Genomic DNA, 25733 nt, shown 5'->3' with positions numbered 1-25733 from the left:
TTTTAATAAAACAGGAGTTACTCGTATGAAGAAGTTCGCTTTCGCTACTGCTACCGCTCTGACTCTGGCCATGGGTGCTAACGTAGCCTTTGCTCAGACTTCCCAAGCCCCGATGACTTTGGCCGCCGGTGAAATGACCCAGGCTAAAGAGACTACTTCGGACACCTGGATCACCACCAAAGTCAAAGCTGACCTGCTGACTGAAAAAGGCATCCCAGGTTCGGACATCATGGTTGAGACCAACAAAGGTGTGGTTTCCCTGTCCTCCAAGGTAGCTATCTCGGACTCGCAGAAAGCGACCGCTGTAGCCATCACCAAGAAAATCAAAGGTGTGACTGCTGTTTCCGCTGACGGCCTGCTGGCTGGCGGCGCTACCAAGGCAGACAACATCGACAAGACCAAAGGCGCAGCTCATGACGCCAAAGGCGCTACCAGCGACACTTGGATCACTACCAAAGTCAAAGCTGATCTGGTAACTGAGAAAGGCATTCCTGGTACCGACATCAAAGTCGAAACCAACAAAGGCGTAGTTTCCCTGTCTTCCACCGTAGCGGTGACTGAAGCTCAGAAAACCACTGCTGTAAACATCGCCAAGAAAATCAAAGGCGTTAAAGCTGTTTCGGCTGATGGCCTGAAAGCAGAGTAACGCTCAACGGCTCAATTGAACTGAATGGCGGCAGCGGGTGAGTCAGATATCCACCCAACGCACCCTGGAGTTCATGCGACCGACCACACGGATGTGGTCATTACAGGCCCCGGCACTTGTGCCGGGGCCTGTTTTATTATGGGGCTGATGTACACAAGTCAAAAAAAGTGGGAGGGGTTTGCTCCCGATAGCGGCGGGTCAGTGATGAATAAATCAACTGACAGCCCGCTATCGGGAGCAAGCCCCGTCCCACATTTGGATCTATAGGGTCTTCAGGTCACTCGGCATCCAGATGCATCGGTGTGACGACGCGACCGTCTTTTTCTGCCTGCCCCAATTGAGTGTCGATGAAGTAAACCCGGTCATCTTCCAACTGCCCCTTGTCCACCAGGTAATCCTTGATGGTACTGGCTCGATCCTGACCCAGCTGACGCAGCAACACATCACTGGCGCTCCAGAACGTGAGCACGCCGTCGCGCAGTTTTGCCGCGCGCTCGGCGTCACTCAAGCCTTTCCATTCAGTGGGCGGTTGCTGTTTAAGGCGGGTGCGATAGATGCCTTCAAGCAATGGTGCCTTTTCCTTCTCCGGTACTTCCAGCAGTGATGCCTGGGCGGGAACCTTGTCGCCACGGCGCTGCAGAATCTTGTAGTAGTTGTACTGGTATTCACGCTCCAGACGCTCGTGTGCCAGGAACGGCCCGTCGCTGCTGGCTGCCGCCGTGCCTTCAATTTCCAGGCGCAGGGCAGGGCGTTCCTTCAGGGCTTTGGCGAGTGTGTTCAGGGCGTTTTCGGTGCCTTTGTCCAAGTCACTTGAGCCTGCCGCAAAAGACACGCTGCCCAGATCCTCTGAACTGCCCCCTGTCACCAGCCCGCCAATGAACTTGAACGGTGCGGTGGCCGCACGAGCTACCAGGTTGCGCAGGGTCTGCCACACAATCGGCATCACGCTGAATTGCGGGTTATTCAAGTCGCCGCTCACCGGCAACTCAAGGGAAATTCTGCCGTTGGTGTCCTTGAGCAGTGCAATCGCCAGGCGAATCGGCAGGTCCACGGCATCGGCGCTGTCGACTTTTTCACCCAGTTGCAATTGCTCGACCACCACCTTGTTCTCGGCCTTCAGCTGGCCCTTGGTGATCACGTAGTGCAAGTCGAGGTTCAAGCGGCCCTTGCGAATGCGGAAACCGGCGAATTTCCCGGAGTAGGGCGTCAACGTGGTCAGCTCGACACGTTTGAAGCTGGTGGCAATGTCCAGCGCTGCCATCGGATCAAACGGGTTCACGCTGCCCTTGATGGTGACCGGCGCGTAGCGGTCCACCTTGCCCTTGATATCGACACTGGCCGGTTTGCCCTGGCGACTGTCAATCGTGCCGATTTGCCCGTTGAGCTGCTGCACGGCAGTGGCGAAGTTGGGCGTGAGGCTGAAGTCGGCAAAGTTGGCCGAACCGTCATTGATCGCCACCTGGCCGATTCGGATGGCCAGCGGCTTGTCTTTGCTCGCTGCCGGCTTGGCCGACGACTTGGCGCCACTGTTGGCCGGCTGCGGAATCAGCAGGTCATCAATGTTGGTGGTGCGGTCATCGTTGATCATGAAACGCGCATAGGGCTGCAGCAGGTTGACCTTGTCGATCGACAGGCTGTCGCCGTGCTGATAGTTCACACCTTCCAGCACCAGGCGCTGCCATTTGAGAAAATCGCGGGTCTTGAGGGTGTCGAGCGTGTGCAACTGGTCGACCTGCGCCCGGCCGGTGACCTGCAGCTTCAGCGGATCGGTGCTGGTGAGGTTTACATCCAGGTTGCTGCCGAGCATGCCGCTGCGCAGTTCCAGGCGGATGAACGGGCTGATGTAGGACTGCGCCACCCGCAGGTCGATATCCTGGGTGTTGACCTTCAACCTTGCGCTGACCGGGTTGAGGTTCACCTCACCGCTGGCCTGGAGTTTGCCCTGCTTGCCCAGGCCGCTGTCGAGCTTGAGGGTGAAGGGTTTCTGGTTAAGGCTGTCGAAGTTCTGCACATCGACGTTCAGCGGGCCCAACTCCAGCGCGACGGCGGGTTGAGCCTGACGGTCAGCCAGATGCACCTGGTAGTTGCGCAGTTGCACGTCCTTGAGCAGCACTTGCCACGGTTTGCTTGGTGCTGCAGGGGCGGGCTTGGGCGAGTCGGCTGTCGCCGGAGCGCTGGCTGGTTCCGGCGCCCTGGCCGGTTTGTTCGGCTGGCTGGCGAACAGTTTCTGCCAGTCCAATTGCCCATCGGCTTCGCGAGCGGCCCAGGTTTCCAGCTTGTTGCTGCGGATTTTGCCAACCACCACTTGCTGCCTGGCCAGGTCGACCGTGGTGTCGCTCACGTCCAGACGCTCCAGGCGTACAAGCGGCCGGCCATCCGGGGCCTTGATGGCAAACGGCGCGATGCTGGCCGTGGTATTGGTCAGTTTGAGTTCGGTTTCCTTGGTCAGGCTGAAGGTGTAATGCGTATCGAAATTCAGCACCCCGTCTTCCAGCACCAGCGGCAAGGCGTCACGCACATAGGGCCACCAGGCTTTCATCTTGCCATCGGTGACTTTCAAGGTGCCTTCAGAAGTGATGGGCACCAGGCTGAAATTGCCCTTCCAGTCGATTTGCCCGCCCGCAGGGCCGGCGGCCACCAGAGTCATGTCGGCATTGTCTTCAGGCAATGTGCTGAGGTTTTTCAGTTCGAAGTCGAGCTTGTCGTAAAGGAATTCGATGGGTTCGCTGGGACGCAGGTCCTGAAAGTGCACGTAGCCACCGGCCAGCTTGACGCTGTCGATACGCAGCGGGAATGGCTTGGCGTCCGGGTCTGTCGGGGTGGGCTCGCTGGGCGGCAGTTTGAACAGCTGCGCCAGGTTCAATGTGCCGGACTTGTCGAACAGCAGCTCGGTCTTGGGCTGGTCCAGCTGCACATCCGCCAGGTGCAGCGCGCGGGTCCACAGGCTGTCGAGTTGCAGGTTGGCATAGAGGCGTTCAAAACCGACCTGCTCCTTGCCTGGTTCGCCGACTTTCAGGCCCCAGGCAGTCACTTCCAGGCTGAACGGGTTGAGTTCGATACGCTCCAGTCTTGCCGGCACCGTGGCGTAATGGGCCAGTTGCTGGTTGGCAATACGAAGCGCGATGCCCGGCAGAATCAGAAAACCCAGCAAGCTGTACAGAGCCAGTGCGGTCAGCAGTGCGCCAATGGCGCGGATCAATCCTTTGGACATGGGCGACGCCATCTATATCGAACAGGAGTGCCTTGGAGTATGGCACGGGTTATCGGTTCCGAAGCACCGAGCCTATTGGGAAAAGGACTACAACTGCAGGATCAGGGTCTTCAGTGGTGGCTGTTGATCCTGCGACGGAAAGTCGGCTCCCGGCGTCATGATTTGCCAGTCGCGTACCGGTCGCCCGGCTTTTTCGGCACAGCGCAGCACCTGCTCACGCCAATCGTCCATGCCCACTTTTGCCAGGTTGTTGCAGCAGATCAGCACGCCATTGTCGGCGGTTGCCAGCAACGCCGGCTTGAGCAGGCTCTGATAGTCGCGCAGCAGATCCACCGTGCCGAACGCACTCTTGGCCCAGGCGGGCGGATCGAGCAGCACCAGGTCGTACTGGCGTTGCTCCAGACGCGGGTAAGCTGGCAGTGTGTGGCCGCGCCGCTGGGTGATGGGCAGGCCGGCCAGTTGGCGAATCGCCGGAAAGTAATCGGACTGCACAAACTCCATGGTCGGCAATTGCGGGTTCAGCAGACCGTTCTCGCGACCGACCGCCAGGTTGCCCTCGGCAAAGTCCAGGTTGCACACCTCGCGGGCACCGCCGGCCGCCGCGCTCAAGCCAACACCGCAGGTGTAGGCGAACAGGTTCAGCACGCTTTTGCCGGCGCTGTGCGCCTTGACCCAGCCACGGGTGTTGCGCAGGTCCAGGAACAACAGCGGGTCCTGCCCGGCGTGGCGCCCGCGTACGCGATAGTTGAGGCCCCATTCGTGACCGATCAGATCCTCCAGCGCCGCCGGCTCGGCGCGATACACCGTATCGTCACGGTCGATGCGCGAGTTGCCACGGGAGCGGTCGTTGTACACCAGCAGCAATTCCAGGCCGATGAACTGATTGATCTGTTGATGTAGATCCAGCAGGTCTGCGGTGTCCAGCGACTGATGAAAGCTTTGCACCAGCAATTGCGGGCCATAGCGGTCGATAGTCAGGCCGCCGGCGCCTTCCTGGCTGCCGTGAAACAGCCGATAGCAGTCGGTGCCCTGGGCGTGCAGTTCGTTGATCAGGTCTTGGCGATGATCGAGGGCGGCGCGCAGCGCCTGGTTCAGGGGGGACATGGAGCGCGCCTTGCTGTAAATGAGGAAAACAGGGGCGGGGAGTTTAACAGCTAACCCCGGCCTGAGCAGGCCGGGGTCGCGTTGAGGCAGGTATCAGCCGCGATGACGACCGCGGAAGTAGTTGATCAGGCCTTGGGTGGACGCGTCCTCGGCCGAGGTTTCTTCGGCGCCGGTCAGGCGGTTGTAAACACCCTTGCCCAGCTCCTTGCCCAGCTCCACACCCCACTGGTCGAAGGCGTTGATGCCCCAGATCACGCTCTGCACGAACACCTTGTGCTCATACATAGCCACCAGCGCGCCGAGACGACGCGGGCTGATGCGTTCGACCACAATGGTGTTGCTCGGACGGTTGCCCGGGATCACCTTGTGCGGGGCCAGCTTCTGCACTTCGTCCTCTGCGATGCCTTTGTCGCGCAGCTCGGCTTCGGCTTCGCTGCGGGTCTTGCCGAGCATCAGTGCCTGGCTTTGCGACAGGCAGTTGGCGTAGAGCCATTGATGGTGGTCGGACACCGGGTTGAAGCTGACAATCGGCACAATGAAATCGGCCGGAATCAGTTGGGTGCCCTGGTGCAGCAGTTGGTGGTACGCATGCTGGCCGTTGCAGCCCACGCCGCCCCAGATAACCGGGCCGGTGTCGGTGACCACGGGCGTACCGTCCTGGCGCACGCTCTTGCCGTTGGATTCCATGTCCAACTGTTGCAGGTGTTTGGTGATGTTGCGCAGGTAGTGGTCGTACGGCAGGATCGCATGGCTCTGCGCTCCCCAGAAGTTGCCGTACCACACGCCCAGCAGGCCCAGCAGCACCGGCATGTTCTGCTCGAACGGAGCGGTCAGGAAATGCTGGTCCATGGTGTAGGCACCCGACAGCAGTTCCTTGAAGTTGGACATGCCGATGGCGAGGGCGATGGGCAGACCAATGGCCGACCACAGCGAATAACGGCCGCCAACCCAGTCCCACATCGGGAAGATGTTTTCTTCGCGAATACCAAAGGCCACCGCCGCCGCGTTGTTACTCGACACGGCGATGAAGTGGCGGTAAAGCTCGGCTTCCGAGCCACCCTGGGCCAGATACCAGGCGCGGGCGGCTTGGGCGTTTTTCAGGGTTTCCAGGGTGTTGAACGATTTTGACGAGACGATAAACAGCGTGGTCTCGGCGCGCAGCTTCATGGTCAGCTCGTGGAACTCGCTGCCGTCGATATTCGCCAGGTAGTGGCAACGCACGCCCTTATGGGCGTAAGACAACAGCGCCTCGGAGACCAGCTCCGGGCCGAGGAACGAACCACCGATGCCAATGTTCACCACGTCGGTGATCGGCTTTTCGGTGTAGCCGCGCCACAGGCCGTCGTGAATGCGGCCGACCAGGTCAGTGATCTGGTTCAGCACCTTGTGCACGTCCGGCATGATGTTCACGCCGTTCACCGACAGCTTGTCGCCTACCGGGCGGCGCAGGGCGGTGTGCAGGGCAGGGCGGCCTTCGGAGGAGTTGACCGGTTCGCCGGCATACAGCGCGTTGATCGCGTCCTTGAGGCCCACTTCATCGGCCAGGCCCACCAGCAGGTCACGGGTTTGGCTGGTGATCAGGTTCTTCGAGTAATCGAGGAAAAGCCCGCAGCTGCTCAGGGTGAACTGGGAAAAGCGCTGCGGATCGGCATTAAAGGCTTCGCGCATGCTGAAATCCTGCATGGCTTGGCGATGTTGATTGAGCGCTTGCCAGGCGGGCAGCGCGGTAACGTCATGAGGAGTGCGGTAGTACGCCATCGCTGCGGGTTTCCTTTTATTACGGGGACTGCCTTTAGGACACTTCAAAGCCCGGAACGTCCAGTCTTGTCGCAACAATTGGGTTGCGGACAGCGCTAACCTTAGCGCCGGGCGATTACATTAAACCTAGCGTGTCGATATGTCTTGGCTTTGTCTGCGCCGTGGCCGGTACTTTTTTATACCGGCACGGCGATCAGGGCAACCGGCGGGCTGCCTGGGCGGGGTCAGTTGAGGTTCAAGTGCAGGTTGTCGATCAGCCGGGTGCTGCCCAGGAACGCCGCGACCAGAATCACAATGTCCTTGTCCTGCGCTGTGGCGGGGCGCAAATGCACACCCTGGCGCACTTCGAGGTAATCCAGGCGCAACCCGGCGGCTTCGATCTGCCGCACCTGTTCGGCACGCAGGCTGGCGAAGTCATGGTCGCCGGCCTTGATGGCCGCAGCGATGCGGCTGAGGCTGCGATACAGCACCGGGGCGATGGCGCGTTCCTGCTCGGAGAGAAAACCGTTGCGTGATGACAGCGCCAGGCCGTCTTCGGCGCGTACGGTGGGCTCGCCGATGATCTGGATCGGCATGTTCAGGTCATGCACCATGGCGCGGATCACCGCCAGTTGCTGGTAGTCCTTCTGGCCAAACACGGCGATGTCCGGCTGCACCATGTTGAATAACTTGCTGACCACCGTGGCGACGCCTTCGAAGTGCCCGGGACGACTGGCACCACAAAGGCCTTCGGAGAGGTGCGGGACGCTGACGCGGGTCTGGCCGCTCATGCCTGCGGGGTACATTTCCTCGACGGTCGGTGCGAACAGCAAATTGCAGCCGGCCTGCAGTAGTTTTTCCTGGTCGGCGGCGAGGGTGCGGGGGTATTTGTCCAGGTCTTCATTGGCGCCGAATTGCAGCGGGTTGACGAAGATACTCGCGACCACGAAGTCGGCTTGCTGCACGGCCTTTGTCACCAGGGTGGCATGGCCTTCGTGCAGGTTGCCCATGGTCGGCACGAAGCCGATGCGCTTGCCAGCGCTGCGGGCGTGGGTTACAGCAGCGCGCAGTTCACGCAGGGTTTTTACGGTGTTCATGCAGAAAATCCGTGTTCGGCGGCGGGGAAGGTCACGCCTTTGACTTCGGCGACGTACGCGCTCAAGGCTGCGTGAATGCTGTCTTGGCCGGCCATGAAGTTCTTCACGAACTTGGGCACGCGACCGGTAATCGACAAGCCGAGCATGTCGTGCAACACCAGCACCTGGCCGTCGGTGGCGCAGCCCGCGCCAATGCCGATGACCGGCACGCTGACAGCCTGGGTGATTTCTGCGGCCAGTTCGCTGGGCACGCATTCAAGCAGGATCATGGCAACGCCGGCTTGCTCCAGGGCGATGGCATCAGCCCGCATCTGGCGCGCCTGGGCTTCGTTGCGACCCTGCACCTTGTAACCGCCGAGGAGGTTCACCGACTGCGGCGTGAGGCCCATGTGAGCGCACACCGGTACGCCGCGCTCGGCCAGCAGACGGATCGACTCGGCGAGCCACAGCGCGCCTTCGACCTTGACCATGTGCGCACCGGCGCGCATCAACTTGCCAGCGTTGAGGAACGTCTGTTCGACGGTGGCGTAGTCCATGAACGGCAGGTCAGCGATGATGAACGCGCCTTTGTTACCGCGCTTGACGCTGGCGGTGTGGTAGGCGAGTTCATCGGTGGTGACGGGGAGCGTGCTGTCATTCCCTTGAAGAACCATGCCCAGGGAGTCACCTACCAGCAGCACTTCGACGCCTGCCTGGCAGCAGGCGTTGGCGAATGTGGCGTCATAGCAGGTCAGCATGGTGATTTTTTCACCTTTGAGCTTGAGGCTCTGCAAGGTGGTCAGGGTAATGTCTGGCATCGAAAGGGTCCTCGTTCAGGCGCTTGGAAACAGCGAGTAACGCGCGTGAGTCTTCGTTTATACAGGCGCACCGTCTTGAGAGCAGTGCTTATAAGGCCTGGATTGCGCCCTTCATTGCCGGGTTGGCGGCAGCGGGACGCCTATAGTCGTGAGGAGGACACGGGAAGTCAATTGGATGTGTTACCGCATTGTTACGAGGGCGGTGTTACCCCTGTTACTGATGCGATTCAGCAGGTTGAAGGCGGTGGAGATCATAGGTGGGAGCTGGCTTGCCTGTGATGCAAGCACCTCGGTCTTCCGTTGGACCGGGTCGATGCCTTCGCAGGCAAGCCAGCTCCCACATTGACCGAGTCAGTTCTGGGGAATGCGTTCCAGGCCTTCGAACGGGCAAGTTGCCAGCAAGTGGCTTAAAGGCTGGCCGTCCGGTAAATGGAAATTTGCCGGGGCCAATTCGGCCAGCGGATAGAGCACAAACGCGCGCAAGTGCATTTGGTAATGCGGCACCTTCAGACGAGGCTCGTCGATAACGTGATCGCCAAACAGCAGGATGTCCAGGTCGAGTGTGCGTGGCCCCCAGCGCTCAAGGCGCTCGCGGCCCTGATCGTTCTCGATGGCTTGCAACGCATCCAGCAGTTCCAGGGGCGCAAGGCTGCTGTTCAGGGCGGCCACCGCGTTGGTGTAGCGCGGCTGGCCCGGGAGCAGGGAGTCACTTTGGTAGAAGGCGGAGACACCGGCGACGGTGGTGCCTGGCAACTGCGCCAGCGCCTCGATAGCGCTGCGCAGTTGCTGATCCGGGGCAGCGAGGTTGCTGCCCATGCCGATGTAGATACGTTCCACGTTTATTCGCCTGAGGCGCCCGAGGCATCGGTGCCGCTGCGTTTGCGCTTGCTGCTGCTACTGCGCCGACGCTTTTTGGGCGCCACGCCTTCACCATCGCCTTTGCTGCCAAGGTCACGAATCATGTCGCGGCGCCCGCTGTCGTTGGCGTCCTGGTAATCGGTCCACCATTCTCCCAGGCCGTCGGTCTGCTCGCCGGCGCTTTCGCGCAGCAGCAGGAAGTCGTAGCCGGCACGGAAGCGCGGGTTGTCCAGCAGCATGTCGGCGCGTTTGCCACTGCGGCGTGGCAGGCGCTCCTGCATGTCCCAGATCTCGCGGATGGGAATGGTGAAGCGCTTCGGGATTGCGATGCGCTGGCATTGCTCGGTGATCAGCTCGTGAGCGGCTTCCTGCATCGCCGGAATCGGCGGCATGCCACGGTCCTGCAGGCGCAGCACGCGTTTTGGCAAGGCTGGCCACAACAGCGCGGCAAACAGGAATGCCGGGGTGACCGGTTTGTTCTGCTTGATGCGCAGGTCGGTGTTGGCCAGCGCTTCGCTGATCAGGGTATGGGTGTACGTCGGGTTGTATTCCAAGGCTTCGGCGCTGGCCGGAAACAGAGGATCGAACAGCTGCAGGTCGACGAGCATCTCAAAAGTGTCGGCCGCATAACCCGAAAGGAACAGCTTGAGCACTTCTTCGAACAGCCGCGCCGAAGGGATTTCGCGCAGCATCGGGGCCAGTTCGCGAATCGGTGCGGCAGTGTGTTTCTCGATGCCGAAATTCAGCTTGGCGGCAAAGCGCACGGCCCGCAGCATGCGCACCGGGTCTTCCTGGTAGCGCTGCGTCGGTTCACCGATCAGGCGGATCAGGTTGTTGCGAATATCGGGCACGCCATTGGCGTAATCGAGGATGCGCTCGCTGACCGGATCGTAATACAGGGCATTGATAGTGAAGTCGCGGCGCTGCGCGTCTTCTTCCAGGGTGCCGTAGACGTTATCGCGCAGGATGCGCCCGCTTTCGTTGCGGGAGGACTGGTTGGTGTCTTCCTCTTCATCGTTTTGCGGATGACCGGCACGGAAGGTCGCGACCTCGATGATTTCGCGGCCGAAGTGAATGTGCACGAGCTTGAAGCGGCGCCCGATGATGCGCGCATTGCGAAACTCGGCACGCACTTGCTCCGGCGTGGCGCTGGTGGCGACGTCGAAATCCTTGGGTGTGATATTAAGCAGCATGTCACGTACGCAGCCGCCCACCAGATAGGCCTGGTAGCCGGCGTTCTGCAAACGTTCGACGATGTTCACCGCGTAGCGGCTGAACTGAGCGCGCTGCAATGAATGCTGATTGCTGTTAAGCACTTCAGGCGTGCTGCGAATGTGTTGCGTACGACGCACGGGAGAACGGAATGACTGGAACAACTTCTTCAGCATGGGATGCACTGTTTGAAGGAATGTTCGGCCATAACGAAGAATGACCGCATGATGGGCCGGGATTCTAGCATTTAGTCAGGGGATGGTGTAGGAACAAGCTGCAAGCGTTGCTCTGAAAGCTTCAAACGACTGCCGGGAGGCATAAATCGCGGAAACTACAAGGGGAGCCGAAGCTCCCCCAGAAGTAGTTGCGTACTCTATTTTTATTATTGGTGTCGGGCTTCTTGTTTTTATTGATCGCCCTCGTCAGGAAGCTTCACCTTCATGACACTCCCAATCGGGAGCCAAGAGCAAACGGATTGCTTTGGTCGCTGTGTTGCTGATCTACGATCCAACCAGTTCAGGCTCTGCCTTAGGGCAGTTTTTGTTGTTCTCGGCCTGGTTGCGGGGCAAGCCCCAAATGCAACGCCTCTCCAAAAGAATCAGTTAGCTGCGCCTCCGCCGTGTTGTTTTTGTTATGCGTGAGTCGATTCGTCTTATTTTTATTGTCTTGTTCAGAGCTTGTTATTGTTTTTGTACTAAGCATATAGCAGGGTGCGTGCCAACTTTTGCGCCGCCCAGTAAAGTCAGGGGGTTGAAGCGCTTTCAGGTTTTTGGCGGACGAAAAAAAGCCGGGGCTTCGTTACCGTAAGCCCCGGCTTTTGTTACGCGAAATATCTGCGGTAACAGTTTTTTCACATCTGAGGGTGTTACCTGTGAGACCGCCCCCTCAACTCTCGCTGGCGACGCCGGTCTTGCGCCGCGGAATGCCCAGGCGCTGACGCCGTTCCCACAGGCATTTGCGGCTCACACCCAGCTTGCGCGCCAGTTCGGTCTCGGTCATGTGGTCCTGGTGTTCGAGCACGAAATGCTGAAAGTAATCTTCCAGTGACAGATCTTCAGTCGGCTCATGACTGGTGTTGCTCCCGCCCGATTGCGGCGCCAGACCGATGAAGTCGTCATCCTCCAGATCACTTAGTTCGATATCGATACCCAGTAGCTCGGCGGAAATCACCGGGCTCTCCGACAGGATGACAGCACGCTCCACTGCGTTCTCCAGTTCGCGCACGTTACCTGGCCACGAGTAGTGCCGAATCGCCTGCTCGGCGTCCGGGGCAAACGTCAGATCGGTACGGTTGATGCGCGCACTCTGGCGCAGCAGGAACGCATTGGCGATCTCGTTGACGTCGGCGCCACGTTCACGCAGGGCGGGCAGCTTGAGAGCGATTACGTGCAGGCGGTAATACAGGTCTTCGCGGAACTGGCCGATCTTGGCCAGGCTCTTGAGATCCCGGTGGGTCGCGGCGATCAGGCGCACATCGACCTTCTGCGACTGCACCGAGCCGACGCGTCGAATCTCGCCTTCCTGCAATACCCGCAGCAACCGTGCCTGTGCTTCCAGTGGCAGCTCGCCAATCTCGTCAAGGAACAAGGTGCCGCCATCCGCCGCCTCCACCAGGCCCGCACGCCCGGCGCTGGCGCCGGTGAACGCGCCTTTTTCGTGGCCGAACAGTTCGGACTCGATCAGGGATTCGGGGATCGCCGCGCAGTTCACCGAGATCATCGGGGCCTTGGCGCGCCTGGACAGGTTGTGCAGTGCACGGGCCACCAGTTCTTTACCGGTACCGGACTCACCCTGGATCAACACGTTGGAGTCGGTGGGCGCCACTTTGCGGATCTTGCTGTACAGATCCTGCATGGGCGGGCAAGAGCCGATGATGCCGATCTCGCCGTTGCTGTTGTCGACGCCCGGCTTTTCGGCGGTTTTGCCGGCAGGGCGCGGTTCGGCCGGTGTGCTGCCAGCCGACTGACGGTCACGCAGTATGCGCGCCACGGCCTGGAGCATCTCGTCGTGGTCGAACGGCTTGGCGATGTAGTCCACCGCGCCCATCTTCATGGAGTCCACGGCCGAACGCAGGCTGGCGTAGCTGGTCATGATCAGCACCGGAGTGCCCTGGCCCAGCTTGATCAGCTCGGTGCCCGGTGCGCCGGGCAGGCGCAGGTCGCTGACAATCAGGTCGAACGTGGGAATGCTGAATCGCTCCTGCGCTTCCTGCACCGAGCCGGCTTCGCTGACCTGGTACTGATTGCGCTCAAGCAGGCGACGCAAGGCAGAGCGGATGATGGTTTCGTCTTCGACGATCAAAATGTGCGGCATTGATTCAATTCTCTCGACGGTCTCAGTTCACAGCGGACGTCGCTTCGACATGACGCGGCAAGGTCACCCGTATACGGGTGCCGCGTTGGCTTTCAAGGTCAGCCGGGCTGTCGATGGTGATTTGTCCATAATGCTCTTCAACGATGGAATAGACCAGCGCAAGGCCCAGACCGGTGCCTTCACCGGGGTCCTTGGTGGTGAAGAAAGGTTCGAACAGTCGGTCCATGATGTTCTGTGGAATGCCGCTGCCTTCGTCCTCCACGATCAGGTCGACCGTGTGCTCGAAAGCCTCGGTCTTGACCCGCACCGCACCGCCGGCGGGCGTTGCGTCGCGGGAGTTGGACAGCAGGTTGATCAATACCTGGGCCAAGCGTTGTGAATCGCCGTCGACCCAGTGTTCCGGGTCGCACAGGTTGAAGAACTGTACCTCGAAATTGCGCCGGTTCAAGGCCAGCAGCCCAATGGCATCCTGGGCTACTTTGGCCAGGCACACCGCCTCGTCCTGATTCTGATGGGCGCCGGCATGGGCAAAGCTCATCAGCGACTGCACGATGCGCGACACGCGCTTGGTCTGCTCAAGGATCTGTCCGCTGATCTCGGTGATTTCGCCGTCTTCCTCACGCTCTTCGCGCAGGTTTTGCGCCAGGCACGCGATACCGGTAATCGGGTTGCCGATCTCGTGGGCCACGCCGGCGGCGAGTCGCCCAATGCTGGCCAGGCGCTCGGAGTGCACCAGCTTGTCTTCCAGCATCTGGGTGTCGGTCAGGTCTTCCACCAGCAGCACCAGGCCGCTGTTGCCGGGGGCCAGGGGTTCGTCGATGGCGGCTTTGTGCAGGTTGAGCCAGCGGGTCTGGCCGTCGAGCGCCAGGTGCTGCTTGTGCAAGTGCTCGTCGGGCAGGTTGATAAAACCCTGCAACAACTCTTTCCACGGATCGCCGAGCGTATTGAGGCGCGAGCCCACCACCCGTTGCGCGGCAATGCCGGTGAGTTCTTCCATGGCCTTGTTCCACATCAGGATCTCCTGATCCTTGGCCAGGGAGCACACGCCCATCGGCAACTCCTGCAAGGTCTGGCGGTGGTAACGGCGCAGGGCGTCGAGTTCTGCGGCTAGGCCCGTGAGGCGCGAGTGGTAGTCCTCCAGCCGGCTCTCGATGAAGTGGATGTCTTCGGTCACGTAGTTTTCGCCGCCGGCCTTGTAAGGCAGGAAGGTTTCCACCATGTCCTGGGACACGCTGGGGCCCATCAGGCCGGACAGGTTGGCTTCGATACGGTCGCGCAGGCGGCGCAGGGCATAGGGGCGGCGTTCGTCGAAGGGCAGGTAGAGGTCGCGCAACGCCTGTTCGACTTCCTTCTGCGCCGCCTTGGCACCCAGCGGCTTGGCCAGTTGGGTGGCGAACTCCTGGGGCGAGGCCGCGTGCAATTCGCGGCGTTGCGGGCGGCGTACGTTGTCCACCGCGCAGGCTTCGGCAGCGCTGGTTTCTTCTGGGCTGGCATTGGTGAACAGCGAGATCAGCGTGAACATCAGCACGTTGGCCGCCAGCGAGGCAATCGCCGCCATGTGCCAGCTGGTGTCGTCGAGCACGTAGATCATGTTCAGCAGCGGGATATAGAAGCCCTGGAGGTTGCCGACCAGCGGCAGCAGCATGGTCACCACCCATACGAGGATACCCGCCAGCAGCCCGGCGATAAAACCGCGACGATTGGCGGTTGGCCAGTACAGCACCGACAACACGCCCGGCAGGAATTGCAAGGTGGCGACGAAGGCAACGATGCCCAGATTGGCCAGGTCCTGGCCGGCACCCAGCATCAGGTAGAAGCCATAACCGGCCATGATGATCGCGACGATCAGCGCGCGGCGCGTCCACTTTAGCCAGCGGTAGATATTGCCTTCGGCCGGCGGCTGGTACAGCGGCAGCACCAGGTGGTTGAGCGCCATGCCCGACAGCGCCAGGGTGGTGACGATGATCAGCCCGCTGGCCGCCGACAAACCGCCGACATATGCCAGCAACGCCAGGGCCGGGCTGTTGGCGGCGATGCCGATACCGAGGGTGAAGTATTCCGGGTTGGTGGTGGCCCCAAGCTTGAGGCCGGCCCACAGGATCAGCGGCACCGCCAGGCTCATCAGCAACAAGAACAGCGGCAGGCCCCAACTGGCGCTGACCAGCGAGCGCGGGTTGAGGTTTTCGGTGAAGGTCATGTGGTACATGTGCGGCATCACAATCGCCGAGGCGAAGAACACCAGCAGCAGCGTGCGCCAGGGGCCTTCCTGCAGCGGCGTGTGCAGGGCGGCGAGGGCGGTCTGGTTTTGCAGCAGCCATAGTTCCAGCTGTTGCGGGCCGTCGAACACGCCGTAGAGTGCGTACAGGCCCACACCGCCGATGGCGATCAGCTTGATCACTGACTCGAAGGCAATCGCAAACACCAGGCCTTCATGTTTCTCGCGGGTGGCTATATGCCGTGAGCCGAAGAAAATCGTGAACAGCGTGATCAGAGCACAGAAGGCGAGGGCCACGCGGTGCTGCACCGGCTCGCGGGTGAGAATGCTGATGGAGTCGGCTACCGCCTGGATCTGCAGGGCCAGCAAGGGCAGCACGCCGATCAGCATGAAGATGGTGGTGAGCGCGCCGGCCCAGGTGCTGCGAAAGCGGAAGGCGAACAGGTCGGCCAGGGAGGACAACTGGTAGGTGCGGGTGATTTTCAGGATCGGGTACAGCAGCACCGGCGCCAGCAAAAAGGCCCCGGACACCCCGAGATAACTGGAAAGAAACCCGTAGCCATACTGGTAAGCCAGGCCCACGGTGCCATAAAACGCCCAGGCGCTGGCATACACGCCCAGGGACAAGGTGTAGGTCAACGGATGGCGAATGATCGCCCGCGGAATCATTCCGCGCTCACTGATCCAGGCGACGGCGAACAGCGCGGCCAGGTAGGCGGCGCTGATCAGCAGCATCTGGGTGAGGCTAAAGCTCATCGGCATCTTTTTGGCTCTGCAGGATGAAAGTCACGACGATCAGGATCAGCCACAGCAGATAAGGGCGATACCAGGCGCCCGTGGCGTCGATCCACCAATCCATGATGGCGGGGGAAAACAGGTAGATCCCGACGACCAGCAGCAGGACCAATCGATAGATGTACATGTTGGCCTCTGATTAAAAAACTGTCGCGATGGTAACGGATGCCGGGCCGGCTGCAAGCGCCTTCAACTCAATTGCGCTTCGGCCAGAGTGAGCGTGCGCGGGATCAGCAGCGGATCCCAGTGCCGGATGCCCCAATCCAGCAATTCCCGTGGGCTGGCGTGAAGCAGTTCGTCATCGGGTTGCTGGCCGAGGGCGCGCAAGGCGCGCAGCAGCAGCGGGGTGGCCTGGTCCTGAGTCAGCGGCGGCGAACGGTAGGATTTACCCAGCTTGTTGCCGTCCGGCTGCACGATCAGCGGCACGTGCAGGTAGCGCGGTTGGCGCAGGCCCAGCAATTCCTGCAGGTACAGCTGACGCGGCGTGGAATCGAGCAGGTCGGCGCCGCGCACGATGTCGGTCACGCCCTGCCAGGCGTCGTCGAGCACCACCGCCAGTTGATAGGCGTACAGACCGTCGCGGCGGCGGATGACGAAATCGCCAGCCTCGCGGCCCAGGTGCTGTCGGAATTCGCCTTGAACGCGGTCGGTAAAATGGTAGGCAAGCTCGGGCACACGCAGGCGGATCGCGGCGTCCTGCTGGTCGTGCCCGGCGTTGCGGCACAGTCCGGGGTAAATCCCGTTGTAGGGTTCCAGCTGTTTGCGTGAGCAGGTGCACGCGTACGCCAGGCCATGGTTGAACAGGTCGTTCAGCACCTTGGCGTAGGCTTCGTGCCGCTCGCTTTGTCGGACCAGCTCGCCATCCCATTCAAAGCCATAGCTTTCCAGCGCGTGCAGGATCGCGGCCTGGGCGCCAGGTTCTTCGCGGGGAGGGTCGAGGTCTTCCATGCGCATCAGCCAGCGGCCATGGTTGGCGCGGGCGTCGAGGTAGGAGGCGAGGGCGGCGACCAGGGAGCCGAAATGCAAATGGCCGCTGGGCGTGGGGGCGAAACGCCCTATATAGGTAGAGGCTGTCATGGGCCGGATACTACTGGAAACAGGAACGCCAGATACACAAATGGGGCGTTTGCACGCCCCATTCGTTCAGTTCGGCAGTAATTACTTGCCGACCTGTTTTTCCTTGATTTCAGCCAAGGTCTTGCAGTCTACGCACAGGTCCGCGGTTGGGCGGGCTTCCAGGCGGCGAATACCGATCTCGACGCCGCAGGATTCGCACCAGCCGTATTCCTCGTCCTTGATCAGTTGCAACGTTTTGTCGATCTTTTTGATCAGCTTGCGCTCGCGATCACGGGCGCGCAGCTCCAGAGCGAACTCTTCTTCCTGGCTGGCACGGTCGGCCGGGTCAGGGAAGTTGGCTGCTTCGTCCTTCATGTGGTCAACGGTACGATCAACCTCCTGCATCAAGTCCTGTTTCCACTTGTTCAGGATCTTGGTGAAGTGCTCGCGCATGGGCTCGCCCATGTACTCCTCGCCCTTTTTTTCCACATAAGGGTCGAAGCCGCCGAGGCCTTGAGTCTGCTGTTGCTTTGCTTGGGTGGACATGAATAGACCGCCTCTCACTCTTCTAATCCATTGCGCAGGATTGCAACGTCACCGACACCTGCCGGCCCTGCGGCTGCAAGCGGGCGAACTTACCAGATAGATTCGGGGTGCGCCACTCCCGGTTGTCGAGGCATCTCGACAGGGCTGCCAACCGCTGCAGCCCGCCATGGTTAGGCGTGGAGCGCCTCGAAGGTTTATTTTAGTCGTTTTGCTGGCACGTGCTGGCCCATGTGGGGCGGCCGAACAGGCAATAGAGCATGTATTAACGCAAGGGTTCGGTAGAATCCTGACTTTGTTCTCACGCTTTAAGGAAGGCTAATGGCCCAGCCCTACAGTGCGCGCAGCCGCGCCATCGAACCGTTTCATGTCATGGCGTTGCTGGCGCGAGCCAATGAGCTGCAGGCGGCGGGCCTGGATGTGATTCACCTGGAAATCGGTGAGCCGGACTTCACCACTGCCGAGCCCATCATCCAGGTCGGCCAGGCCGCGCTGGCCAATGGCAAGACACGCTATACCGCCGCCCGTGGGTTGCCCGAGTTGCGTGCGGCCATCAGCGGGTTTTATCAGCAGCGCTACGGGTTGAACGTAGACCCTGAGCGTATTCTGATTACGCCCGGTGGCTCCGGCGCCTTGTTATTGGCCAGCAGCTTGCTGGTCGATCCTGGCAAGCACTGGCTGTTGGCGGACCCCGGCTATCCCTGCAATCGACACTTTCTGCGCCTGGTGGAGGGTGCCGCTCAACTGGTGCCGGTTGGGCCGGACGTGCGTTATCAACTGAACGCCGAGCTGGTGGCCAAACACTGGGATCAGGACAGCGTAGGCGCCCTTGTCGCATCGCCGGCCAACCCTACCGGCACCCTGCTCACGCGGGACGAACTGGCCGGGTTGTCCAGTGCAATCAAGGCGCGCAATGGGCACCTAGTGGTGGATGAGATCTATCACGGCCTGACCTACGGCACTGATGCCGCCAGCGTGCTTGAGGTCGATGATGAGGCGTTTGTCCTGAATAGTTTTTCCAAGTATTTCGGGATGACCGGCTGGCGCCTCGGTTGGCTAGTGGCGCCCCCCGATGCGGTGGCGGATTTGGAGAAGCTGGCGCAAAACCTCTACATCAGCGCGCCGAGCATGGCCCAGCATGCTGCGCTTGCCTGCTTTACCCCACAAACCCTGAGCATTCTGGAAGCGCGTCGCGCCGAGTTCGGCCGCCGCCGTGATTTCCTGCTGCCGGCCCTGCGCGAACTTGGCTTTGGTATCGCGGTGGAGCCGGAAGGGGCGTTTTATTTGTACGCCGATATCAGCGCATTCGGCGGCGATGCCTTTGCGTTCTGCCGGCATTTCCTCGAGACCGAACACGTGGCATTTACGCCGGGACTGGATTTTGGCCGCTACCAGGCCGGTCATCACGTGCGTTTTGCCTACACGCAAAACCTCGATCGCCTGCAGGAGGCGGTGGAACGCATCGCCCGTGGCTTGCGGAGCTGGCAAGGCTGATGCGCTTTTATCCTCCCCTTGAAGAAGCGCGGCTGATTCGCCGCTACAAGCGTTTTCTCACCGATATCGAGACCGTTACCGGCGAGTTGCTCACTATTCACTGTCCGAACACCGGTTCGATGCTCAATTGCATGGTCGAGGGCGGGCAGGTCTGGTTCAGCCGTTCCGATGACCCCAAGCGCAAGTTGCCCGGCACCTGGGAAATTGCCGAAACCCCTCAGGGCCGGCTGGCGTGCGTGAATACGGCGCGTGCCAATCAATTGGTCGAGGAGGCGCTGCGCGCCGGGGTGATCAGCGAGCTCAACGGGTTTACCGCGCTGAAGCGAGAGGTGCCGTACGGTCAGGAGAAAAGCCGGATCGACTTTCGCCTGGAATATCAGGAGGGGGCGGCGTATGTCGAAGTCAAAAGCGTCACGTTGGGGTTTGACGGTTCGGCGGTGGCGGCGTTTCCCGACGCGGTGACTCAGCGTGGCGCGAAACACTTGCGCGAACTGGCACACCTGGCTCGCAGCGGGGTGCGTGCGGTGCAACTGTATTGCGTGAATCTTTCCGGGATCGAAGCGGTGAGGCCTGCCGTGGAAATCGACGCCGGCTATGCTGGCGCCCTGCGTGAGGCCAAGGCGGCGGGCGTCGAGGTGCTGGCCTACGGGGTGAGGGTGACCCACGAAGAAATCGTGGTAGACCGCAGACTCCAGGTGCTGCTCGGCGACTAGAGTTGCACCCAAAGACCGCGTTCGTCTTCGCGGCCGGGCAGGGCGGTGAGGCTTTGACCTGCGCAGGGCCCGGCGATGCACTCGCCACTTTCGATGAGGAATAACGCACCGTGGGTGGCGCACTGGATCAGGCTGGCGCTGTCATCGAGGAAGCGATCAGGCTGCCATTCCAGCGGGATACCGCGATGAGGGCAGCGGTTGATATAGAAGTAGGCAATGCCATCGCGGCGTACGACCAACAGTTTGCATCCGTCTATTTCAAAGCCGAGGCTGCTGTCGGGCGCGAGGGTATCGGAGGGGCAGACAAATTTCATTTCAATCCTCAAGTGCCTTGACGTCCAAATGAAAACAATTATCAAATGCCGGCTTCGTCCGTCAGTTGATCTTGCGCTCAGTACGATGCCCGGCAGCGTTTATCTGTCACATCAATGAGTGCCGGAGCGGCTTCGCCCCTTGGAAGGAAACCCTGTTATGCGCCTGTGTACCAGCGCTATCGCGCTTGTTGTCGGACTGCTGGTCAACCCAGGGGCGCACGCCTCGGAACTGCCACAACGCTGGGTGAGTGCCGGTGGCGCGCTGACCGAATGGGTGGCCGCCCTGGGCGGCGAGTCGAAGCTGGTAGGGGTGGACACTACCAGTCAGCATCCCGAGTCGGTCAAGGCGCTGCCCAGTATCGGTTATCAGCGGCAATTGTCGGCTGAAGGCATTCTTAGCTTGCGCCCGCAGGTACTCATCGGCACCGAAGAAATGGGCCCGCCACCGGTGCTGGCGCAGGTACGCGGCGCGGGTGTGCAGGTGGAGATGTTCTCCGCGCAGCCGGATTTGCCGACCCTCAAGGGCAACCTTGAGCATTTGGGCAGGTTGCTGGGCAATGAGGCCAAGGCTCGCCAATTGTTTAGTGGGTACGAGCAAGCGCTGAATCAGCAAAAAAGCGCGGTCGTCAAGGCGCAGAGCACGCAACAGGCGCCGGGTGTGTTGCTGCTGCTCGGCCACGCGGGGGGCAAGCCGCTGATCGCCGGCAAGGACACGGCGGCGGATTGGCTATTACAACAGGCGGGCGGGCATAACCTGGCGACCCACACCGGTTACAAGCCGTTCTCGGCCGAGTCGCTGGCGGGTTTGAGTCCGGATGTGCTGGTGTTTGCTGATCGGGCCCTGACCGGCGAGGCGGCGCGTGCGGCGTTGTTCAAGGAAAATCCGATCCTGGCCGCAACGCCTGCCGCCAAAAATGGCCGCGTGTTTGAACTGGACCCAACCCTGTTGGTGGGCGGGCTCGGACCGCGTCTGCCGCAAAGCCTGGTGAAACTGTCTGCCGGGTTTTATCCGTCTCAGGCTGAATCCGCCCCATGACGACGTTGGTCAGACCCAAGACCCTGTTTATTGGCTTGGCATTGTTATGTGTCCTGGCGATCTGGCTTTCGTTGGCCCTGGGCCCTGTCAGCCTGCCGTTGCTGGATACGCTCAGGGCCGCTTTGCGTTTGATGGGCTTGCCGATTGACCCTCAAGGGTTGGAGCAGGCGGAGCTGATCCTCGGGCAGATCCGTTTACCGCGCACCTTGCTGGGCCTGGCTGTCGGTGGCGTGCTGGCCTTGTCGGGCGTGGCGATGCAGGGTTTGTTTCGCAACCCGTTGGCCGATCCCGGGTTGGTGGGTGTGTCCAGCGGTGCTGCGCTGGGCGCGGCGGTTGCGATTGTTGGCGGTTCGCTGTTCGGCGGCTTGCCGGATGCGGTCGGCCCTTATCTGTTGTCGTTGTGTGCATTCCTCGGCGGCTTGGGCGTGACGGCGCTGGTTTACCGCCTGGGCCGGCGAAACGGGCAAACCAATGTGGCGACTATGCTGCTGGCCGGCATCGCCCTGACCGCTTTGGCCGGTTCTGCGGTAGGCCTGTTCACTTATCTGGCGGACGACGCCACCTTGCGCACCTTGACCTTCTGGAACCTGGGGAGCCTGAACGGCGCCAGTTATTCGCGGTTGTGGCCTTTATTGCTGGTGAGCGCGGCGGTGGCGCTGTGGTTGCCGCGCCGCGCGAAGGCGTTGAATGCGCTGTTGCTGGGCGAGTCCGAGGCTGGGCACCTGGGCATTGATGTCGAAGGGCTCAAGCGTGAACTGGTGTTTTGTACGGCGCTCGGCGTAGGCGCAGCGGTGGCGGCGGCGGGGATGATCGGGTTTGTCGGGTTGGTGGTGCCCCATCTGGTGCGATTGCTGGCCGGTCCCGACCATCGGGTGTTGCTGCCCGCCTCGATATTGGCGGGTGCGAGTCTGCTGTTGTTTGCCGATCTGGTGGCTCGCCTGGCGCTGGCACCGGCTGAATTGCCGATCGGGATTGTGACGGCGTTTATCGGCGCGCCGTTTTTTCTTTATCTCTTGTTGCGGGGGCGCGCCTGATGCTGCGAGTAGAGGCGCTGCAGGTGCGTCGGGGTCGCACAACCGTATTGGCGGATGTCACCCTGGCGCTGTTGCCGGGTGAGGTGCTCGGTGTACTGGGCCCGAATGGCGCCGGCAAAAGTACCTTGCTCGGTGCGTTGTGCGGTGAGTTGCAGCCCGACCAGGGCAAGGTGTGGCTGGACCAGCAGGAGTTGAATCACTGGAGCGGCGCGCAACGCGCCCAGCGCCTGGCCGTGCTGCCCCAGTCCTCGACCCTGGATTTTGCCTTTCGCGTCGAAGAGGTGGTTGGCATGGGGCGCCTGCCCCATCAAACCGGGCGAGTACGTGATGATGAAATCATTGAGGCCGCGTTGCAGGCGGCGGATGTCGTGCACCTGATTGGTCGCAGCTACCTCTCGCTGTCCGGGGGCGAGCGTCAGCGTGTGCATCTGGCGCGGGTTTTGGCGCAGTTATGGCCGGGTGAGACGGGGCAGACGTTGCTGTTGGACGAGCCGACATCAATGCTTGACCCGCTGCACCAGCACACTGTCTTGCAGGCGGTACGCACGTTTGCCGATCAAGGCGCTGCGGTGCTGGTGATTCTGCATGACTTGAACCTGGCCGCACGTTATTGCGACCGAATTCTGCTGCTGGAAAAGGGACGTCCTCATGCGTTGGACACGCCGGCGCAGGTCTTGCTGCCCGGCCCGCTCAAAGCCGTATTTGGCCTTGATGTGTTGGTGCAGCCACACCCGGAACGTGGACATCCGCTGATCATTGCTCGCTAGCAGGACTTTCTTACGGGCAAAAAAAGACCCGGCAAGAGCCGGGTCAAATAACCGTGATTAGCCTGATGAGGAGATAATCTGAGAGTCCGAACCAATGGTCTTTCAGTTATCGGCTGATCTCGCGACCAGTTGTGATAATCATAACGATTCTCATTTGAGAGTCAACAGCTGTTTTTGAACGATGTTGTATTTTCCTCAAACACTTGTTCGAAACAGCCCACAAATTAAATCTTCTGGCGCGCTGCAATGGCGTCCAGCTGGCGGTTCAACGCTTCCTTGCGTTCGGCAGGGATGTCATTCCAGTGAACATTCAGCAACGCACCCTCGATGGCATACAGCAGCACTTTCGAGGCACGGAAGCCGCGCGTGCGCACGGCGCGGTATGCATCGACCGCGCCCAGGCGGCGCAGGTCGGATGCACTGTGGATGCCCACCGCGTGCAGCCATTGCGCCGACGTCTTGCCAAGATTTTTCAGGAGTTGTAGCTCATCGTTCATCAAGCCTCCTTGCGACGGCCGAATGGTGCGGTGGGTATCGTGACCAGGCAAGCCTGAAAAGGAGTGTAGCGCTCAGTAGGAAAAGCGTGATTCTTTACGAAGGAACGGCCAAATGCTTATAAGAATGGCGCGAAAATTTTGACGGCAGCGTCCGTGCCACGCTTCCTGCGTAGCCGGGCGTAAGAAAGGACGTTACCTAGTGCGATAGCGCAGGCGCGTTCCGAAGTTGACCGACATAAGGATCTCATCGGCAGTCAACTGCGGCGGAAAGTAAGTCCCGGAGATCTGCGCGTGGGCCAGGCTTGCGCCTTCCAACGGGCAATCGCGCAGATCCAGACCGCGCAAATCGGCGGAGCGGAAATATGCGTCCGTGAAGTCCACACCGGTGGCGTCCAGTTCGCGCAGGTCCAGCCCACGGAAGTCGCCACCGCGCATGTCTATCACGCCGTCTTTAGGGCGCTCCTGATTGAAGCCGCGAATATCGTCTTTATGCAAAAGCGAGTAGAGCGGGGTATCGAGAAGCTTCGGCTGACTCATGATGGCAATACCGGCTGGAGGTAGTAAGCCATTATAGTGCCACTATTGCTTGGCCGTGCGAGGAAGCCGACGACACGACCAAGAAACTTTTCTTACAAGCCCGGCAGGCGCTGACGAATATGCGCGACCAGCGCATCCAGCGTGCCGCTTTCATTGGTCTCGACACGTTGGCTGAGGATCAGCTCCTCGGCTGTCAGCGGATCACGATTGGCGTGCTGTTCTTCGATAACCGCCAGCGTTGCGTCGGAAGGATCGTTCTTGTCTGCCTGCCGTTGCGCCAACCAGCTGGCGATAACCGCTTGCGGTGCGTTGCAATCAAGAATCAGGAACGGCGCGCCTGTTGCTTCGGCGATTTTGGCGGCGGCTTCGCGTTGCTCGCGCTTCAGAAAGGTAGCGTCCAGCACCACCGGGAAGCCGGCGCGCAGCACGGTGTCGGCGATTTCGTTCAGGCGCGCGTAGGTTTTCGCGCTGGCATCGACCGCGTAGATACCCGCCTGTGGCGCGTTTTCAACCTGCTGCTCACCAAACAGACGCTTGCGCTCCACGTCCGAACGCAGGCGCACGGCGCCCAGCGCTTCGACCAGACGCATGCTGACGGTGCTCTTGCCCACGGCCGACACACCGTGGGTAATCGCCAGGAAGCGCGACGGAATGGTGCTGTAGCTCTCCGCCAAGTTGGCGTAATTGCGGTACTGGCGCAGCGTGGTGGCGCGTTGCACCGGGCTTGCTTCGCTCGGCATGCTGAACAGCGCAACCTTGGCGCGTACCAGCGCGCGATACGCCTTGTAAAAATTCAGCACTTCCAGGCCCTGATAGTCCCCAGTCAGTTCCAGGTACTGGCTGATAAAGCGCCGTGCCAGCGATTTGAGTCCACGGTCTTCCAGGTCCATGGCCAGGAAGGCGGTGTCGGCGTACACGTCGGTGAAACGAAACGGCTCGTTGAATTCGATGCAGTCGAAAATCACCACCTGGCCATCAATCACGGTGGCGTTGCCCAGGTGGATATCACCGTGACACTCACGGGTAAAACCTTCGGCCTTGCGCTGGGCCAGCAGCGGCTTGAGGCGATCGAAGCTGCTTTCGGCCCAGGCTTGCAGCGCTTCGAGCTGCAGAAGGTCAGCCTTGTCGCTGAGGAAGGGACGAATTTGTTCGAAGTTCTGCCGCACTGGCGCCATCACTTCGTCCGGCGTGCCGGCCGCATGCTCCTGTGGGACTTTTGGCGCGGTGAGGTGAAAGTGCGCGATCTGCCGGGCCATCTCGTCGATGTGTGCACTGGTCAGCTCGCCATTGGCCTGCAAGGTGCTGAGCATCTGGCTTTGCGGGAACTGGCGCATTTTCAGCGCGTATTCGATCACCGGCCCGTCGCCGCCCACCTGCGGAGATTCGGCAGTGCCGGTAATTGGCAACACCTCAAGATACAAATCCTTAGTAAGGCGCTGGTTGAGGCGCAGTTCTTCATTGCAGAAGTGACCGCGTTTTTCCAGATCGGTGAAATCCAGGAAGCCGAAGTTCATCGGTTTCTTCAGTTTATAAGCGTAGGGACCGGTGAGGATGACCCAGGAAATATGGGTCTCAATGACGTGGAACGCTTCAACCGGATGCGGGTACAACGCCGGGTTTTGCAGGGCAGCGATCAGGGACTGGCTCACGGGCGATCCTTCAGAGTCTGGAAAAATTCATGGCGGGCATTATGGCCGCTACGAGCGGTCGTGCAAACCGCTGTCCGGCTCATGTTGATCATCAAATAAAGTGCGTAT

At 60.7% G+C, this 25733-nt stretch carries 21 protein-coding genes and 1 pseudogene; 6 read left to right on the top strand and 16 right to left on the bottom strand.

Annotated elements, in window-relative coordinates; translation table 11 throughout:
* The first annotated feature begins 25 nt into the window (after positions 1–25).
* A complete protein-coding gene (locus VRB54_RS20095) occupies positions 26–646 on the top strand; it encodes a BON domain-containing protein (protein ID WP_338478509.1) in 621 nt (206 codons plus the stop codon).
* Positions 647–923: 277 nt separating this feature from the next.
* Here the strand turns inward: VRB54_RS20095 and VRB54_RS20090 are convergent, their stop codons facing one another.
* The 12 genes from VRB54_RS20090 to dksA form a co-directional block, all read right to left on the bottom strand.
* Positions 924–3857, bottom strand: a complete 2934-nt coding sequence (locus tag VRB54_RS20090; RefSeq protein WP_338478508.1) for a DUF748 domain-containing protein — start codon at positions 3855–3857, stop codon at positions 924–926.
* An 87-nt stretch (positions 3858–3944) separates the two neighbouring features.
* Entirely contained in the window at positions 3945–4961 is a 1017-nt protein-coding gene (locus tag VRB54_RS20085; protein WP_338478507.1) for a class I SAM-dependent rRNA methyltransferase, read from the bottom strand.
* Positions 4962–5054: 93 nt separating this feature from the next.
* On the bottom strand, positions 5055–6719 hold the full coding sequence (gene pgi, locus VRB54_RS20080) for a glucose-6-phosphate isomerase (protein ID WP_338478506.1): 1665 nt from the start codon (positions 6717–6719) through the stop codon (positions 5055–5057).
* A 224-nt stretch (positions 6720–6943) separates the two neighbouring features.
* On the bottom strand, positions 6944–7795 hold the full coding sequence (gene panC, locus VRB54_RS20075; protein ID WP_338478505.1) for a pantoate--beta-alanine ligase: 852 nt from the start codon (positions 7793–7795) through the stop codon (positions 6944–6946).
* On the bottom strand, positions 7792–8592 hold the full coding sequence (gene panB, locus VRB54_RS20070; RefSeq protein ID WP_209984887.1) for a 3-methyl-2-oxobutanoate hydroxymethyltransferase: 801 nt from the start codon (positions 8590–8592) through the stop codon (positions 7792–7794). The genes panC and panB overlap by 4 nt, the downstream gene beginning before the upstream one ends.
* A 351-nt stretch (positions 8593–8943) precedes the next feature.
* Positions 8944–9429: a 2-amino-4-hydroxy-6-hydroxymethyldihydropteridine diphosphokinase gene (gene folK / locus VRB54_RS20065; protein WP_338478504.1), complete on the bottom strand. Its 486-nt coding sequence runs from the start codon at positions 9427–9429 to the stop codon at positions 8944–8946.
* A gap of 2 nt (positions 9430–9431) precedes the next feature.
* Positions 9432–10838 (bottom strand): polynucleotide adenylyltransferase PcnB, encoded by a 1407-nt coding sequence (locus VRB54_RS20060; protein WP_338478503.1) that lies wholly within the window; start codon positions 10836–10838, stop codon positions 9432–9434.
* A gap of 709 nt (positions 10839–11547) precedes the next feature.
* Positions 11548–12975, bottom strand: coding sequence for a sigma-54 dependent transcriptional regulator (locus VRB54_RS20055; RefSeq protein WP_322214504.1), 1428 nt, complete (start codon positions 12973–12975; stop codon positions 11548–11550).
* A 22-nt stretch (positions 12976–12997) separates the two neighbouring features.
* Complete coding sequence (locus VRB54_RS20050; protein ID WP_162276121.1) at positions 12998–15952, bottom strand: sensor histidine kinase; 2955 nt, start codon at positions 15950–15952, stop codon at positions 12998–13000.
* Positions 15936–16112: a hypothetical protein gene (locus VRB54_RS20045; RefSeq protein ID WP_003176118.1), complete on the bottom strand. Its 177-nt coding sequence runs from the start codon at positions 16110–16112 to the stop codon at positions 15936–15938. Before VRB54_RS20045 ends, VRB54_RS20050 begins: the two co-directional genes overlap by 17 nt.
* Before the next feature lie 62 nt (positions 16113–16174).
* Positions 16175–17062: a tRNA glutamyl-Q(34) synthetase GluQRS gene (gene gluQRS, locus VRB54_RS20040; RefSeq protein WP_338478502.1), complete on the bottom strand. Its 888-nt coding sequence runs from the start codon at positions 17060–17062 to the stop codon at positions 16175–16177.
* A gap of 81 nt (positions 17063–17143) precedes the next feature.
* On the bottom strand, positions 17144–17587 hold the full coding sequence (gene dksA, locus VRB54_RS20035; protein WP_003235002.1) for an RNA polymerase-binding protein DksA: 444 nt from the start codon (positions 17585–17587) through the stop codon (positions 17144–17146).
* A 318-nt stretch (positions 17588–17905) separates the two neighbouring features.
* On the opposite strand from dksA, the gene VRB54_RS20030 reads away from it, so the two are divergent.
* Positions 17906–19078: a pyridoxal phosphate-dependent aminotransferase gene (locus tag VRB54_RS20030; protein WP_338478501.1), complete on the top strand. Its 1173-nt coding sequence runs from the start codon at positions 17906–17908 to the stop codon at positions 19076–19078.
* Entirely contained in the window at positions 19078–19791 is a 714-nt protein-coding gene (gene sfsA / locus VRB54_RS20025) for a DNA/RNA nuclease SfsA (protein WP_338478500.1), read from the top strand. The genes VRB54_RS20030 and sfsA overlap by 1 nt, the downstream gene beginning before the upstream one ends.
* On the opposite strand, the gene VRB54_RS20020 is transcribed toward sfsA, so the two are convergent.
* Positions 19788–20105: a Rieske (2Fe-2S) protein gene (locus VRB54_RS20020; protein ID WP_338478499.1), complete on the bottom strand. Its 318-nt coding sequence runs from the start codon at positions 20103–20105 to the stop codon at positions 19788–19790. The genes sfsA and VRB54_RS20020 overlap by 4 nt on opposite strands.
* Before the next feature lie 157 nt (positions 20106–20262).
* On the opposite strand from VRB54_RS20020, the gene VRB54_RS20015 reads away from it, so the two are divergent.
* From VRB54_RS20015 to VRB54_RS20005, 3 genes and pseudogenes are all read left to right on the top strand, one after another.
* Positions 20263–21141 carry a heme/hemin ABC transporter substrate-binding protein gene (locus VRB54_RS20015; RefSeq protein ID WP_338478498.1) on the top strand — a complete coding sequence of 293 codons (879 nt, stop codon included), beginning with the start codon at positions 20263–20265 and terminating at the stop codon, positions 21139–21141.
* Positions 21138–22175 carry an iron ABC transporter permease gene (locus VRB54_RS20010; RefSeq protein WP_338478497.1) on the top strand — a complete coding sequence of 346 codons (1038 nt, stop codon included), beginning with the start codon at positions 21138–21140 and terminating at the stop codon, positions 22173–22175. Before VRB54_RS20015 ends, VRB54_RS20010 begins: the two co-directional genes overlap by 4 nt.
* Positions 22176–22222: 47 nt before the next feature.
* Positions 22223–22942 (top strand): annotated as a pseudogene (locus tag VRB54_RS20005) (heme ABC transporter ATP-binding protein); the annotation flags it as partial.
* Positions 22943–23166: 224 nt separating this feature from the next.
* Here the strand turns inward: VRB54_RS20005 and VRB54_RS20000 are convergent.
* From VRB54_RS20000 to VRB54_RS19990, 3 genes are all read right to left on the bottom strand, one after another.
* Complete coding sequence (locus VRB54_RS20000) at positions 23167–23439, bottom strand: TfoX/Sxy family protein (RefSeq protein WP_338478495.1); 273 nt, start codon at positions 23437–23439, stop codon at positions 23167–23169.
* A gap of 192 nt (positions 23440–23631) precedes the next feature.
* The gene (locus tag VRB54_RS19995) at positions 23632–23976 is read right to left on the bottom strand and encodes a pentapeptide repeat-containing protein (protein WP_338478494.1); all 345 of its coding nucleotides are present in this window, start codon (positions 23974–23976) and stop codon (positions 23632–23634) included.
* A 92-nt stretch (positions 23977–24068) separates the two neighbouring features.
* A complete protein-coding gene (locus VRB54_RS19990; RefSeq protein WP_338478493.1) occupies positions 24069–25625 on the bottom strand; it encodes an AAA family ATPase in 1557 nt (518 codons plus the stop codon).
* Positions 25626–25733: the final 108 nt, after the last annotated feature.

Origin of the sequence: Pseudomonas trivialis, assembly GCF_036864995.1 — a bacterium.
Taxonomy (GTDB): Bacteria; Pseudomonadota; Gammaproteobacteria; order Pseudomonadales; family Pseudomonadaceae; genus Aquipseudomonas; species Aquipseudomonas trivialis.
The sequence above is the reverse complement of the archived record's forward strand: the minus strand, read 5'-3'. Positions and strand labels throughout refer to the sequence as shown.